Genomic DNA, 15,147 nt, shown 5'->3' with positions numbered 1-15,147 from the left:
TAACGGATTTAATCATGACATTTAATTCAAATCTCAACCTCCTCAAAGCCATAGGGAGAACCCCCTGCGTAAAATTGGAAAATATTTCAAAACTTACAAATCATGAAGTGTGGGCTAAACTGGAATTTATGAATCCCGGCGGGAGTATTAAAGACCGCATCGCCATGTACATGATCGAAAAAGCGGAAAAGGAAGGGAAAATAAAACCGGGTGATACCATTATCGAGAATTCCTCGGGTAATACTGCTATGGGGCTGGCAATTGTCTGTAAACAGAAAGGCTACAAATTAAAAATCGTTATAAGGAACACTACTTCCAAAGAAAAAATTAAGATGCTCGAAATAATGGGTGTGGATGTTATCAAGGTTGATGCATCCCTTCCGCCGGAACATCCCGAGTCGTACAACAATTTCGCTGCCAAACTCGCCGCTGAAGACCCCAATGTTTTCTATATCGATCAGCACAACAACCTCGACAACAACGAGGCTCACTACATGTCAACCGGTCCTGAAATCTGGCAACAGATGAACGGAAGAATCGACTATTTCGTGGCGGGTGTGGGAACAGGCGGAACATGCACTGGTGCAGGAAGATATCTCAAAGAGAAAAATCCCGACATCAAGGTTGTGGGGGTTGATCCGGTGGGTTCAATTTTTTACGAGTACTTTAAAACCAAAAAGATTGGAACTCCCTCCCGATACCTAATCGAAGGACTTGGTGACGAATTTCTTATTCAAACAGCCCAACTCCAGGTACTCGATGACATGATTCAGGTGACTGATAAACAGGCCATTGAGCATACTTTTCTGCTTGTGGCTGAGGAAGGAATTTTATCCGGTGGGTCATCGGGTGCGAACATTTTCGGTGTCTTGTCACTTGCAAAACAACTGAAGGAGCCCTCAGTCATCTGTACCGTCATCTGCGACTCAGGCTATAAGTATCTCTCCACCGTCTATAACGATGACTGGCTAACTGCGAATAACCTGATATAATTCGTGATTTTTTGCTTTAATGCAAAAATGTTCGCGTGTTTTTTTGCTTTAAAGCAAAAATGTTCGTATTTTTCGAGGAATCAATTTTAGAGCATGAAAAATGGAACTGAATCGTTATCTGACTGACTCTATCACAGAAGACCTCAAAGAAAAGATGGTTTTCATTGGAGGCGCACGACAAGTTGGTAAAACCACCCTGGCTAAAAGGTTTATCACTCAAAACTTCCCCAAATGGCATTACTACAATTGGGACAATTCCGACCACCGAAAAGCCCTTAAAGACTACATCCTTCCCGGCGATGATTCCCTCCTTATTCTAGATGAAATACATAAATACAGAATTTGGAAAAGTTTCATAAAGGGAATATTTGATTCCTGGAAAGAAAAATACAGCATTTTGGTTACCGGAAGTGCCCGGTTAAATATCTACCGTAAAGGGGGAGATTCACTTCAGGGAAGATATCACTATTACACTCTTCATCCCTTCTCGCTGGCAGAGATTGAAGGAAGAGCCAATAGCATCCACCCAGGTACGGAACTGGTGCTCGATCACAATGGCTCTAATGAAAATCTTGAAGCACTTTACAAGTTTGGAGGATTTCCCGAACCATTTGTAAAACAGGATGAAAGAGTGCTGAGAAGATGGCAAAATGAAAGACTGGAGAGACTTTTTCGGGAAGATATCCGCGATACACAGGATATCAGAGATATTTCAAACATGAAATTGCTTGGTGATATGCTGCCATCAAAAGCAGGAGGACCACTTTCGATAAATGCCATTTCAGAAGATCTTGAAATCAGCCACCGCGCCGTATCGAGTTGGATTAATATTCTTGAAGAGTTCTACTATACCTTCAGAATCTATCCTTATCATTCATCCAAAGTCAGATCGTTAAAAAAGGAGGCGAAGGTGTATATGTATGACTGGTCACAAGTCGAGGAACCCGGGCAGCGTTTCGAAAACATGATAGCTTCGCATCTGCTTAAATTCATTAATTTTATGGTAGAGAATCAGGGCTATAAACTTGATTTGTTTTATTTGAGAAATGTGGACAAAAAAGAAGTTGACTTTTTGGTTACTTATAAAAATCAACCGTGGTTCAGTGTGGAAGTGAAGTTAAGTGACACGAGTCCGTCAAAAAATATCGCCTTTTTCCGGGATCGCTTAAAAATTCCCTTCAACTATCAGATTGTAATGAAAAACGATATTGACCTGATTAAAGATAACATTCGGGTTATGTCGGCTTCGAAATTCCTCACCGCACTCGTCTAAGAACAAAAGATTATTGCATTACTGCATTATTGGATTATTGGATTATTGGATTATTGCATCCCCTCAATCTTCAAACGAACTGATATCCCCGGCTCCTTCTCTGATAATTACGGGTTCATCACCACTTAGGTCAATAACACTTGAGGGCTGGTTTGGGACATAACCTGCTGAAAGCATAACATCGACTGCAAACCCCAAAACTGATTCAATCTCCTCAGGTCGTGTAAGAATGTCACCTCTTCTGTTGGTTGTGGAGGTACTGACGATCGGATGTCCGAGTTCCCTGGCGAGCTCAATCGCTATTGCATGATCGGGAACCCTGATACCCACTGTTTTTCTTTTCGACCACAATCTTTTTGGCACTTCCCTTGCCGCAGGAAGGATGAATGTGTATGGACCCGGAAGCAATTTTCTCATCTTTTTGTAAGCAAAGTCGGAGACTCTGGCATATGTGGAAATATCTTTGAGATCAGGAACAATAAAACTGAAAAGCTTGTCCCTGGTCTCATTCTTGATCGAGAAAAGGCGTTCAAGGGCACCTTTGGCATAAATACTGCACCCCATTCCGTAGTATGTGTCAGTCGGGAATATCACTATTTCCCCTGCACGAAGAGACTCAGCAGCTTTAGTGATAAATCTCTTCTGTGGTGTTATCGGATGAAGTTCGTACAATTCCATTGGTTTCTGTTCCAAAAATCAAAAAAAATGAAGAACAAATTAATGCAATTATTCAATAATGCAGAAATTCAATAATTTTCAGCAAGTAAAATCCGCTTTAAAATAAAAAAGGCCACCCTTTCGAGCAGCCTTAAACACTAAAACTAAATCACTACCAGCTCATAGTTCATAGCTAATAGATCATAGCTAAATCAGGTTCCTGCGGAATAATCATCCATATATTCAATTTGCTCCGGTGTCAATTTGTCGATTGAATAACCAAGAGTTGAAAGTTTAATTCCGGCGATTTCCTGATCCTGAGCTTCAGGAATGTCATAAACTTTATTATCAAGTTTATTGCCATTTTTGTGTTCGTTTGCAAGGCGAACCTGTGACATGAATTGGTTGGCGAATGACATGTCCATCACTTCAGAAGGATGTCCTTCAGCAGCAGCGAGATTTACAAGTCTGCCCTGTGCGAGAAGATATATTTTTCTTCCGTCAGCAAGAGTGTACTCTTCGTTGTTTGGACGCACAGTCCTCTTCTTTACAGCGATTGCTTCGAGATCGTTGATATTGATTTCGCAGTCATAATGACCGGTGTTGCAGATAATTGCACCATCTTTCATTACTTCGAAGTGTCTCTTTACAATGATATCTTTGATGCCGGTAGCGGTAATGAATACATCGCCGATTGCAGCAGCCTGATCCATTGTCATAACGCGCATACCTTCCAGTGTGGCTTTTAGAGCAGCGGTTGGCTTTACTTCAGTGGCTATAACATTTGCACCCATTCCCTGGGCTCTCTTAGCAACACCACTTCCGCAGTGACCGTAACCGGCTACCACGAAGTTTTTACCAGCAAGCAGGATTGATGTAGCTCTGAGGATACCGTCAATTGATGACTGACCAGTTCCGAACACATTATCAAAATCCCATTTGGTTTCAGCATCGTTCACGGCAATTACTGGATATTTCAATGCACCTGCATCCGCCATGGCTCTCAGTCTGTGAACGCCGGTTGTTGTCTCTTCGGTACCACCGATGATGGTCGGGATGAGTTCAGGGAATTTGTTGTGAACGGTGAAAATAAGATCTGCACCATCATCGAGCGTAAGATTTGGTTTCATGTCGAGTGTGCGTTCGATGCACCAGTAGAATTCTTCAACATTCATTCCATGCCATGCATATATCTCAGTTCCATTGGCGGCAAGTGCTGCAGCAATGTCGTCTTGTGTTGAAAGTGGATTGCAACCGCTCCATGAAACTTTTGCACCTGCTGCAGAAAGGGTTTCGATAAGCACTGCAGTCTCTTTTGTAACATGAAGACAGCCGGCGATTTTATAACCAGCCAACGGTTTTGTGATTTCAACTTCTTTTCTGATTTTCATCATTACGGGCATTCTTGACTCTGCCCACTCAATTTTCATTCTTCCCGCGTCAGCGAGGGAAATGTCTCTAACTTTGTAGTGACCTTGTTTGTGATCCATTAAATAAGACTCCTGATTTTCATATAATCGAGTGTATAAAACAAATTAATTAGCGTATTTCTTGAAAGTATCTACCAGGTCGAGTTTCTCCCAGGTAAATCCGTCTCCACTTCTGCCAAAGTGACCGTATGCTGCGGTTGCTCTGTAAACGGGTCTCCTGAGTTGAAGTCTTTCAATAATTCCTTTTGGTGTAAGATCAACTTCTTTTTCGATCATTTTTGCAATCGCTTTGTCGTCAATCTTTCCGGTACCGTAGGTGTTAACAAAAATTGATACAGGCTGTGCAACACCAATGGCATAGGCAACCTGAATAAGGCATTCTTTCGCAAGTCCTGCAGCAACTACATTCTTTGCTATGTGACGGGCTGCGTATGTGGCGCTTCTGTCAACTTTGGAAGGGTCTTTACCCGAAAATGCGCCACCACCATGAGGTGCCCATCCACCGTAGGTATCAACGATGATTTTTCTGCCTGTAAGTCCTGTGTCTCCGTGTGGTCCGCCAATTTCAAATCTTCCTGTCGGGTTGATGTGGAATTTGGTGTTTTCATCAAGAAGATTTGCGGGTATCACGGTCTTTATAACATTTTCAATAACTTCATTTTTGATCGTTTCCTGATCGACATCTGCATCGTGCTGAGTGGAGATTACCACGGCGTCAACCCGAAGTGGTGTTTTGTCATCAGAATATTCAACAGTAACCTGTGATTTTGAGTCGGGTCTCAACCATTTCATCAAACCATTGTTGGCTTTTCTGATCTCAGCAAGTTTTGCCACCAGTTTGTGTGAAAGAACTATCGGCAAAGGCATCAATTCTTCTGTCTGATCGCATGCAAATCCAAACATAATTCCCTGATCACCCGCACCACCTGTATCAACTCCCATTGCAATATCTCTTGACTGTTCGTGCATTACATTGACAATACCGACACTTTCAGCAGCAAATTTATACTCCGATTTAGTGTAGCCGATCTCTTCAATGGTGGTTCTCACCACTTTATTAAGATCGATGTAAGCGTTTGTGGTTATTTCGCCACCTACTACAACAAGTCCCGTAGTGGCATAGGTTTCGCAAGCTACTCTTGAGTTGGGGTCCTGCTCGTATATGGCATCAAGAACCGCATCGGAAATAGCATCGCACAATTTATCGGGGTGTCCTTCAGACACCGATTCAGATGTGAAATAAAATGACATCTTGGTTTTTTCCTCGTTTAGACTGTTTAATTAAAATCAATTTCTGATGAATCACCGGTATTTACCCGGGTGTATTTTCCCCGCAGGAATGAATTCGCACCTATGAGCGAATCTTCGAAGATACATCTCTCCACTTCGGCATGGGGTCCAATAATGGAATTTTTTACTACCGACTCGGAAATCTTTACCCCCTCCGAAATGGTAACAAAGGGTCCGACCACGGAATTCATAATCACTGCACTCGGATGTATGTAGCACGGGGGATTGATGACAACCTTGCCACTTCCGTTTGAATCATGGTGCTTCGATAATAAAAACCTGTTTGTTTCCAATAAAGTTTCAGGTTTACCGCAATCATACCAGCCATCCACGGTGAACGGCACCATTTTCTCTCCCTGATCGAGCATCATCTGAAGTGCGTCTGTCAACTGGAATTCACCGCGGGTGCGGATATCGTTATCGATATTGTGCTTGAGACATTCTGCAAGTTTTTCTGAATTCCTGATATAATACAAACCCACAATAGCCATGTTTGACGGGGGAACTTCCGGCTTTTCAACAAGCTGTTTTATTTCTCCGTCCTCAATTATTGCCACACCAAACCTGCGGGGGTCGTCCACATATTTAAGCCCCAATGCACTCGCTCCCAACGAGAAAACCTTATCCAGATCGACATCAAATATTGTATCACCAAGAATAATAAAGATTTCATCGTTGCCAAAAGTGTGTGCAGCCTGATAAATTGCGTGACCAAGACCTTCCTGTTTTTTTTGCTCGACAAAGATCGAACCAATCATTGGAAAGTTCTTCTCGACATAATGTTTAATCATTCCGCCGAGATGACCCGTAACAAAGGTGGCTTCATGAATTCCTGAATCAAGCAGTTTCTGCAGAATATGGCCAAGAATCGGCTTGTCACCTACTGTAAGAAGCACTTTCGGAATCGTATTTGTATGTGGTTTTAAGCGGCTGCCTATGCCGGCTACCGGGATTATTGCTCGCATCAGGAATTTTTTTTAAATGAACAACAAAGATATTTATTTTTTTGCTTTGTAACCAAATTTCCGATCGCTATATTTAGGCTTTCATCCTTTTGGACCAAAGTGAAATCCGGGGGAAAGACTTAATCATTCCGACTGCAGCAATAATCAGGTAGAATGGAGTAATTGGTACCTTGAACCTGACACTTCCACCTAAAGGTCCTATGATTAAAGTAAAATAAAGAATTGTCAGGAGTAAAAAGAAAAGAATCTCCTTCTGTCCATCTTTGTACATTACCAGGATTCCGCGAAGAACAAACAAATATGTCATAGCCATAGATAACAAAATAAAGGCACCCGCAACCACCAAAGGAGTTGCCTTTCTCTCAAGAAATTCATCTATATGATTGTAAGCGGGGCTTCCTTTCGGCTGAACGAGAAGCTGATCCTTGATATGCAATATTTCTGCAAGAAGATTGGTTGAGAGTGAGAAATAAATATTTGTACTCCCAAAAAAGTGATTAATAAGGTACTCCTTCGGATGCGATTTTATAACTTGCCAACCTACTTCTGTTTCGACCTGATCTAAAATAAATGGATTGCTTAGGTCTTTTCCTGATTTTTGAACTCTGTCCTGAAGAATCGCGAGACTTGAATCCTTCGTCATTCCGTACTGATTTTCATAGATCGAACTGGCGAATATATATGCGACATTGAATCCTCCGTTCGTTGTATGACCAAAGTAACCGTAGAGCATATAATTTCTTATCAACCATGGTGAGAGAACAAGGAGGAGAACTCCGAGTAATACAGCCGCAGCGCGAACTCCCTCCTTCCACTTTTTGCCAAAATGAAATAGTAAGAAACCCGCCCAAACTACAACAATATAATTTGCAGCAGGTCTGATATAAACGCATAACGCTAAAAAAAACGCCGACAAAATCAAATCGCTGATTTTTACTTTTTCAACATACAGCAATAAGCTAAATGCAGAAGCCAATAAAATAGGAATAAACAAATTCTCCGTATAAAACATCTGGGAATACATAATTTGATGGGGTTCTATCGCCATCAATAGAGCCGCGAGAAGGCCGACCCTCCTTCCTAAGAACTTTGTCCCCATTCTCTCAAGTAGAAAGACTGATATTAAACCAATAAAACAATTTAACAGTAAAACAGCCCAGGGTTTTGGCCCAAAAATTTGGTAGACAAGTGAGGCAAAGAATGGAAAACCGGGAGCCCAAAAAGCATTTCCTCGATAATCTCCTTCCGTCAGACTTACTGCTAATGAGTGATACTGGGCGGCATCAAACCTTAGGACAACTTCATTCTGCGTAACAGGGTCCCAAGGCTGAAACGAGAAAAACGCCCCCAACCTAAGGGAGAGAGCCAATACAAGTATCAACCAGATGTAATTATCTTTATTTTGAAGGAATTTGAAACGCATCAGGGAAGAATGAATAGTACTCAGTACGATGATATCCTCGGATTTGAGAATTAATATTATTTTACCTGATAAATTTCGTAAAATTCCCTGAAATAAAATGACAATTCAAACAAGTATCACAAAACTTTTCAATATATCCCTCCCCATAATCTCCGGCGGTATGGTATGGGTCTCCGGCTGGAAGCTCGCTTCCGCAGTTTCTGAAAACGGAGGACTTGGACTAATCGGTGCAGGTTCAATGAAACCTGACCTCCTCCGGGAGCATATCAGGAAATGCAGAGCCGCGACTTCAAAGCCTTTCGGTGTTAATCTCCCGCAACTCAGGGAGGATATCTCCTCTCTTGTAGATGTGGTGCTTGAAGAAAATGTGGAGATCGTATTCACCTCTGCGGGACACCCCGGGCGGCATATCGAAAAATTGAAATCAAAAGGCGCCAGAGTGATTCATGTCGTTTCCAATATAAAACAGGGACTCAAATCCCAGGAAGTTGGTTGTGATGCAGTCGTTGGTGAGGGGGTGGAAGCCGGCGGGCATAACGGTCCGGATGAAATCACATCTCTCTGCCTGATCCCTCAAATGGTTGATGCGTTAAAAATACCTGTCATAGCAGCAGGTGGAATTGCGGACGGTCGTCAAGTGGCTGCCTGCCTCGCTCTCGGAGCTTCGGGTGTCCAAATCGGGACACTCTTTGCAGCATCAGTCGAATCCTCAGCCCATCCCCTGTATAAACAAATGGTTGTTGAAGCAGCAGATAATGGAACCATCCTCGGACTCAGAAACGCAGGTCTCGCAAGAATGATAAAAAATCCGTTTTCACTTCAGGCTCTTGAACTTGAGAAAAGGGGAGCCTCAAAAGAGGAAATAATCGAGGCTCTCGGCAGGAAACGGGAAATGATGGGAATCTTTGAGGGCAACTACGAGGAAGGGCAGTTCGAAGCCGGGCAGAGCTCCGGTTTGGTTAAGGAGATTCTGCCCGTTAGTGAAATTTTTCGGATGCTCTTACAAGAGATTTCTCTTTCCAAATCCTCCTTCAATCATTGTTTCGTCACCATACCGGAAATGTAGTCGGGAAGCCCTGATCTGTAATTATGCCTTCCTGTCAGCAGAAAATAAAGAGTTTCAGGGGCAATGTCATAACCGTTGTCCCAACAAATGGTTCCCAGATCATGATTAACTGAAAATGTTTTAAAGTATTCAATATTTTTAAGATTTTTGGACATTTCGCCTTTCCCTGTAAAAATACTTAGGTCAACAACCCCTGAAATTCCGTCCTCAAATTCAAGGTGAATTTTGTACTCTTCAAGATATTTGGCAATTTTTACATCGTAATACATGATTCCTCCTAAACTAAGGGTTCAATTCTAAAAACAGGTTTTTCATTTCTAATGTTATCCCAGTTTTCTTGGAGTTTAATTTTATTCTGCTTTGCCCACTCCAACACCATATTAGACGCTCTACTCGGAAAATTTCCTTCAATAATTTCCATGTCTTCGATTGAAACGATTACAACATCATCTCCATATCTGGCATGAAAATGAGGGGGATTATGATCATTATAGTACATTGTGATAATGATCCCATAAAATCGAGAAATTTCAGGCATATTAGGTACTCCTCTCCTACTCCAGCCCTCTTGACTTAAGCAGGGCGTCCACTTTTGGTTCTCTGCCGCGGAATTTTTTGTAATTTCCCATCAGATCCACACTTCCAAGGGGTTCGAGTATGTACTTTCTGTATTCTGATGCAGTTTTCTGATCAAAAATTCCCTTTTCTTCAAACGCTTCGAATGCATCTGCATCCAAAACGGCAGCCCAAAGATAACTGTAGTATCCTGCCTCATATCCCCAAACTGCAATATGCAGGAAGTTAGTGCTCATGTACCTTGGCAGAAACTCGGGTAAAATGCCCATTTTTTCCAGTGACTGTTTCTCAAAAGCTGCTACATCCTTTTCAGCGGGATCTGTCAATGTGTGCCAGTCGAGGTCAAGTATTGATGCAGCGATATACTCACCGGTCTCAAATCCCTGATTGAACTTCCCTGCATTGTCAATCTTTTTGATTAGCGAATCAGGCATCAGTTCTCCGGTTGCAAAATGCTTTGCGTACATCCGCAGCACCTCCGGTTGAAGTGCCCATTTCTCCATAATCTGTGAAGGCAATTCAACAAAATCAGCAGGAACAGATGAGGACCCCGGATAAGTTACATTCGCAAGAAGGAAATGCAGGGCATGACCAAATTCATGGAACAGCGTCCTGACCTCATCCAGACTGATTAAAGCAGGTTTGTCCGCAGTTGGCTTTGAGAAATTCCCTACATTATAGATCACAGGAGCAATGAAATTCCCGTTAATGTTGCTTTGAAGTCTGAAATTCTCGCACCATGCACCGTTTGTCTTGCTGTCCCTTGGATAGTAATCGGTATACAAAATTCCGATATGCTTTCCCGATGATTCCCTGACCTCGAATGCTTTAACATCAGGATGATACACTTCAATATCAGGTCTCGGTACAAACTGAATCCCAAAAAGCTTGGTGGAAACTGCAAATACACCGTTCAGGACATTTTCCAGTTTGAAGTAGGGCCTCAGCATTTCCTCGTCGAGATCGTACTTGGCTTTCTTTACTTTTTCGGCATAAAACCACCAGTCCCATGGCTCAAGTTTGAATTTACCACCTTCCTTGTCGATGATTTTCTGCATTTCGTCAACTTCGGATTGAGCCCGTTTCAGTGTCGGTTTCCAGACATCATACAGGAATTTGTACGCATTTTCAGGAGTTTTAGCCATTTTCTTCTCGAGAACGAAATCAGCCCAATTTTTATAACCAAGCAGGTTTGCTTTTTGAACCCTTAGCGAAACAATTCTGGAGAGTACTTTCTTGTTGTCGAGTTCGTCTTTATTGTTTCCTCTGTTCACATATGCCTTATACATCTTTTCGCGCAAGCTCCTGTTTTGAGCAAACTGAAGAAACGGCAGAAGTGTTGGTTTGTCGATAGTAAAAACCCATTTCCCTTTAAGTCCCTTTGCGGTGGCTTTTTCAGATGCGGCCGAAATCATATCCTGCGATAAACCCGCCAGATCAGCTTCTTTATCGACTACAAGATTAAATTTGCCGTTCTCTTTCCTGACATTGTCACCATAAAGCACATTGAGCTTGGAAAGTTCCTCATTTATCGCTCTGAGTTTTGTCTTCTGTGCTTCATTCAGGTTGGCACCACCTCTTACAAAATCAAGGTAATAATTTTTAAGGAGGAGTGATTGTTCTTCATTCAGCTTTTCTTTATCGCGATTTTCATATACTGTCTTTATTCGCTTGAAAAGTTTATCATTCAAATAAATATCATCCCTGTGCTTTGCCAGCATAATTGCAAACTTCTCCGACAACACCTGCATTTCGGCATTCGTTATCACTGAAACAAGATTTTGAAATACACGGTCAACTTTGGAAAGAAGTGAACCCGAAAGTTCCATAGCTTCGATTGTGTTTTTAAAATCGGGTGTTTCCCTGCCGGCAATAATCTTTTCAATCTCTATCGTCTGTTGTTTTATCCCTTCCTCATATGCCGGAAGGTAATGTTCAAGTTTTATCTCTGTAAACGGTGGAGTGCCAAACGGGGTTTTCCACTCTTTAAAGAAAGGATTGTCGTTGTTATTCAAATTGTTTTTCTGTCCATTATTTGTTTGAAACATCATAATCAGTATTGCCAGACTTAAAATTGCTGTTCTCATTTTTTTACTGTCGAATTGTTTTGGAAACTGTCTGCAATCTGCAAACCTCAACCTCAAATATATCAATTTTTCCGCACTTGAATTATCCGATTCGGGTTCACAATCCGAAAGGATGCAGTCATCCACAAAACAGTCTGGTGCTCACGAATGATTTCAATTAATCATAAATCACAACCCAAAATTAATAACTCTCAATTCCACCTGATTTCATTAATTTTGATGTTGATATTTTTTAAATTCTATATAACACAGGCACAGCCACAATGAAGACATTTGATATTTTCGATAAATTTGAAAAACGACATATCGGACCTAATGCACATGAAATAAAATTGATGCTGGATGAAACAGGAGTTGAATCAGTTGACCAGTTGATTGATGAAACCGTCCCCGAACACATCAGACTAAAAGAACCACTTCCCCACTTTGATGCCCTGACAGAAAACGGATACCTCGAATACCTGAGAAATGCAGGCAAAAAGAACATAATCGCAAAATCATACATTGGAATGGGATACTATCCGACTGTAACCCCGGCGGTTATTTTAAGAAATATCCTCGAAAATCCGGGCTGGTACACCCAGTACACCCCCTATCAGGCTGAAATCGCACAAGGAAGACTCGAAGCCTTAATGAATTTTCAGACCATGGTTTCCGATCTCACAGCTCTGCCGATTGCCAACGCCTCACTTTTGGATGAGGGAACTGCAGCATCCGAGGCAATGTTGATGCTTTTTGCGAATAAAACAAACAAATCCGCAACTAAATTTTTTGTGGATCAAGATATCTTTCCACAAACCATTGAGGTTTTAAAAACCCGTGCAATTCCAAAAAACATTGAACTCGTCTTCGGTGATTTTTCCTCTGCATCACTCGATAATTCATATTTTGGTTTGATTCTCCAGTACCCTTCCGGAAGAGGTGAAGTGAAGGATTACTCCGGTTTTATCAGTAAAGCAAAAGCTCTTAACATCGCTACTGTCGTGGCCACCGATCTGATGTCCCTGGCTCTCCTCACGCCTCCCGGCGAATTTGGAGCGGATGTGGCAGTTGGTTCGTCCCAAAGATTTGGGATTCCAATGGGTTTTGGCGGTCCACACGCAGCTTTCTTTGCCTGTTCTGACAAGTATAAAAGAGTAATCCCCGGCAGAATTATCGGTGCATCCACTGACTCGGCCGGAAATCTCGCTTTTAGAATGGCTCTGCAAACCAGAGAACAGCACATAAGAAGAGAAAAAGCAACGAGCAACATTTGCACAGCTCAGGTTCTTCTTGCCATCATCGCTTCGATGTACGCTGTTTATCATGGAGCCGAGGGAATTCGCCAGATTGCATCAAGAATACACAGTTTTACTGGCTTGCTCGATCTTGCTTTAAGAGACCTCGGATTCAAACAGACCAATTCAAACTATTTCGATACACTTCTCATCGAAATGACTCCGGCTCAGGCAGCAAAACTAAGAACTGAAGCTGAAAGCCTCAATCTGAATTTCCGCTGGTTCGAAAATGGAAATGTTGGAATCTCACTGCATCAGACAACCAAAATTATGGATCTGATCGAGATCATCTCCGCTTTCACAACAGCCTTCGAAATGAACGATTTCAAGCTCAATCTTTCTGAATTAAAGGATCTTGTTCCGGAAGATTACACTGCCCCGTTCGCGAGAACTTCAGAGTATCTCACTCACCCAGTATTCAAAAAATATCATTCGGAAACAGAGTTTCTTCGCTATGTGAAAAAACTGGAAAACAAAGACCTTTCCCTCGCTCATTCAATGATTCCACTCGGTTCATGCACAATGAAACTGAATGCCACAACTGAAATGATCGGAATAACTTTACCGGAATTCGCATCGATACACCCGTTTGCTCCGGCTTATCAGGTGGAAGGCTACCGTCAAATCATTGACGATCTTTCTGCTCACCTTGCTGACATTACAGGTTTCCCCGGAGTCTCACTTCAGCCAAATTCAGGCGCACAAGGTGAATACGCCGGACTTATGGTCATACGGGAATATCATCTTAGCAGAGGCGATGCACAAAGAAATGTAGTGCTGATCCCCTCCTCAGCTCACGGCACTAACCCCGCAAGTGCTGTAATGGCAGGTATGAATGTAGTTGTCGTAAATTGCGATGATCAAGGAAATATTGAACTTGATGATCTTAAAGCCAAAGCAGAACAACACAAAGATGTGCTGGCTGCACTCATGGTTACATATCCCTCCACTCATGGCGTATTTGAGGAGTCCATTATCGAGATTTGCGAAGTGATTCATAAATATGGCGGTCAGGTTTACATGGACGGTGCAAACATGAACGCTCAGGTGGGCTTGACTTCTCCTGCAACCATTGGTGCAGATGTCTGCCATCTTAATCTGCATAAAACATTTGCCATCCCTCACGGTGGTGGTGGTCCTGGTGTCGGTCCTATCTGCTGTGCAGAGCAACTGAAACCGTTTCTCCCCTCCCATTCTGTCGTAAAAACCGGCGGAGAGAGTGGCGTAACGGCAATTTCCGCCGCACCATTTGGAAGTGCACTCATACTTGTAATTTCTCTGGGATACATCAAAATGCTCGGTTCTGAAGGTATCACCAATGCGACTAAAATTGCGATCCTCAACGCCAATTATATAAAATCCAAACTTGAGGGTTACTACAAGACCCTCTATTCGGGTAAAAACGGAAGAATTGCCCATGAGATGATTCTTGACATGAGGGAGTTCAAACACTCAGCTCATATCGAAGTGGAGGACATGGCTAAAAGACTGATGGATTACAGTTTCCATGCACCCACTGTCTCTTTCCCTGTTGCCGGTACTCTTATGGTTGAGCCCACCGAGAGCGAGTCATTGTATGAACTGGACAGATTCATCAACGCCATGATCGCCATCCGTGAAGAAATCGCGGAAATCGAGAATGGCATCGCTGATGTGAACGACAATGTTCTGAAAAACTCTCCTCATACCCAGTTGGAATTGATGACAGACGATTGGAATCATTCATACAGCAGAGAAAAAGCTGCTTTCCCGATTCCGTCTCTGAAATCGGGTAAATTCTGGCCCACAGTAAAAAGGATCAACTCCGCACTGGGAGACAGAAACCTGATCTGCACATGCACCCCGATTGAAGAGTACATGTAATCATTAAAGAAGCACTTTGGTAGGCTGTCTCAAAAGGGCAGCCTTCATTTTTATAATCATACAAACTCATAATCAGTTACCAACAAATCACAACTCCTTGCCTTTACTCTCCCGACAATCCCGCTGTCTCATAATTAATCTCTTCCTCTGCGTCCTCTGTGTGCTCGGTGGTTTATAAGGATGGATTGTCTTGTAACAACTATTTATACCTCTTTAATGCTCCACAATTATTATATTTGGATTTTAAT

The 15,147-nt window shown here is 42.3% G+C and carries 12 protein-coding genes; 4 read left to right on the top strand and 8 right to left on the bottom strand.

All coding sequences use genetic code 11. The features are described from left to right. The first annotated feature begins 14 nt into the window (after window positions 1–14). Both LCH52_12935 and LCH52_12930 read left to right on the top strand, forming a co-directional pair. Entirely contained in the window at window positions 15–992 is a 978-nt protein-coding gene (locus tag LCH52_12935; GenBank protein MCA0389388.1) for a cysteine synthase family protein, read from the top strand. 100 nt (window positions 993–1,092) lie between these two features. Next, the gene (locus LCH52_12930) at window positions 1,093–2,265 is read left to right on the top strand and encodes an ATP-binding protein (GenBank protein ID MCA0389387.1); all 1,173 of its coding nucleotides are present in this window, start codon (window positions 1,093–1,095) and stop codon (window positions 2,263–2,265) included. Window positions 2,266–2,328: 63 nt separating this feature from the next. Here LCH52_12930 and LCH52_12925 read toward each other — a convergent pair whose 3' ends face one another. The 5 genes from LCH52_12925 to LCH52_12905 form a co-directional block, all read right to left on the bottom strand. Then, window positions 2,329–2,943 carry a threonylcarbamoyl-AMP synthase gene (locus LCH52_12925; GenBank protein ID MCA0389386.1) on the bottom strand — a complete coding sequence of 205 codons (615 nt, stop codon included), beginning with the start codon at window positions 2,941–2,943 and terminating at the stop codon, window positions 2,329–2,331. 191 nt (window positions 2,944–3,134) lie between these two features. Next, the gene (locus LCH52_12920) at window positions 3,135–4,412 is read right to left on the bottom strand and encodes an adenosylhomocysteinase (GenBank protein ID MCA0389385.1); all 1,278 of its coding nucleotides are present in this window, start codon (window positions 4,410–4,412) and stop codon (window positions 3,135–3,137) included. Window positions 4,413–4,457: 45 nt separating this feature from the next. After that, window positions 4,458–5,603, bottom strand: coding sequence for a methionine adenosyltransferase (gene metK, locus LCH52_12915; protein MCA0389384.1), 1,146 nt, complete (start codon window positions 5,601–5,603; stop codon window positions 4,458–4,460). Window positions 5,604–5,629: 26 nt separating this feature from the next. Then, a complete protein-coding gene (locus LCH52_12910) occupies window positions 5,630–6,607 on the bottom strand; it encodes an NTP transferase domain-containing protein (protein MCA0389383.1) in 978 nt (325 codons plus the stop codon). Between the two features lie 73 nt (window positions 6,608–6,680). Beyond that, window positions 6,681–8,030, bottom strand: a complete 1,350-nt coding sequence (locus LCH52_12905) for a glycosyltransferase family 39 protein (protein MCA0389382.1) — start codon at window positions 8,028–8,030, stop codon at window positions 6,681–6,683. A gap of 103 nt (window positions 8,031–8,133) precedes the next feature. Here LCH52_12905 and LCH52_12900 point away from each other — a divergent pair, with 103 nt between their 5' ends. Continuing rightward, a complete protein-coding gene (locus LCH52_12900) occupies window positions 8,134–9,096 on the top strand; it encodes a nitronate monooxygenase (protein ID MCA0389381.1) in 963 nt (320 codons plus the stop codon). On the opposite strand, the gene LCH52_12895 is transcribed toward LCH52_12900, so the two are convergent. The 3 genes from LCH52_12895 to LCH52_12885 are packed head-to-tail and all read right to left on the bottom strand — an operon-like array spanning window position 9,066 to window position 11,759. Then, the gene (locus tag LCH52_12895) at window positions 9,066–9,365 is read right to left on the bottom strand and encodes a DUF2442 domain-containing protein (protein MCA0389380.1); all 300 of its coding nucleotides are present in this window, start codon (window positions 9,363–9,365) and stop codon (window positions 9,066–9,068) included. The genes LCH52_12900 and LCH52_12895 overlap by 31 nt on opposite strands. Before the next feature lie 8 nt (window positions 9,366–9,373). Next, window positions 9,374–9,634: a DUF4160 domain-containing protein gene (locus LCH52_12890; protein MCA0389379.1), complete on the bottom strand. Its 261-nt coding sequence runs from the start codon at window positions 9,632–9,634 to the stop codon at window positions 9,374–9,376. 16 nt (window positions 9,635–9,650) lie between these two features. Further along, window positions 9,651–11,759 carry a M3 family metallopeptidase gene (locus tag LCH52_12885; GenBank protein MCA0389378.1) on the bottom strand — a complete coding sequence of 703 codons (2,109 nt, stop codon included), beginning with the start codon at window positions 11,757–11,759 and terminating at the stop codon, window positions 9,651–9,653. Window positions 11,760–12,022: 263 nt separating this feature from the next. Between LCH52_12885 and gcvP the strand changes: the two genes are divergently transcribed. Then, on the top strand, window positions 12,023–14,899 hold the full coding sequence (gene gcvP, locus LCH52_12880) for an aminomethyl-transferring glycine dehydrogenase (GenBank protein ID MCA0389377.1): 2,877 nt from the start codon (window positions 12,023–12,025) through the stop codon (window positions 14,897–14,899). Window positions 14,900–15,147: the final 248 nt, after the last annotated feature.

The organism is Bacteroidota bacterium, assembly GCA_020161395.1.
Lineage (GTDB): Bacteria > Bacteroidota > Ignavibacteria > Ignavibacteriales > Ignavibacteriaceae > UTCHB3.
Note: the sequence above shows the minus strand (reverse complement) of the source record. Positions and strands in the feature narration are given on the sequence as shown.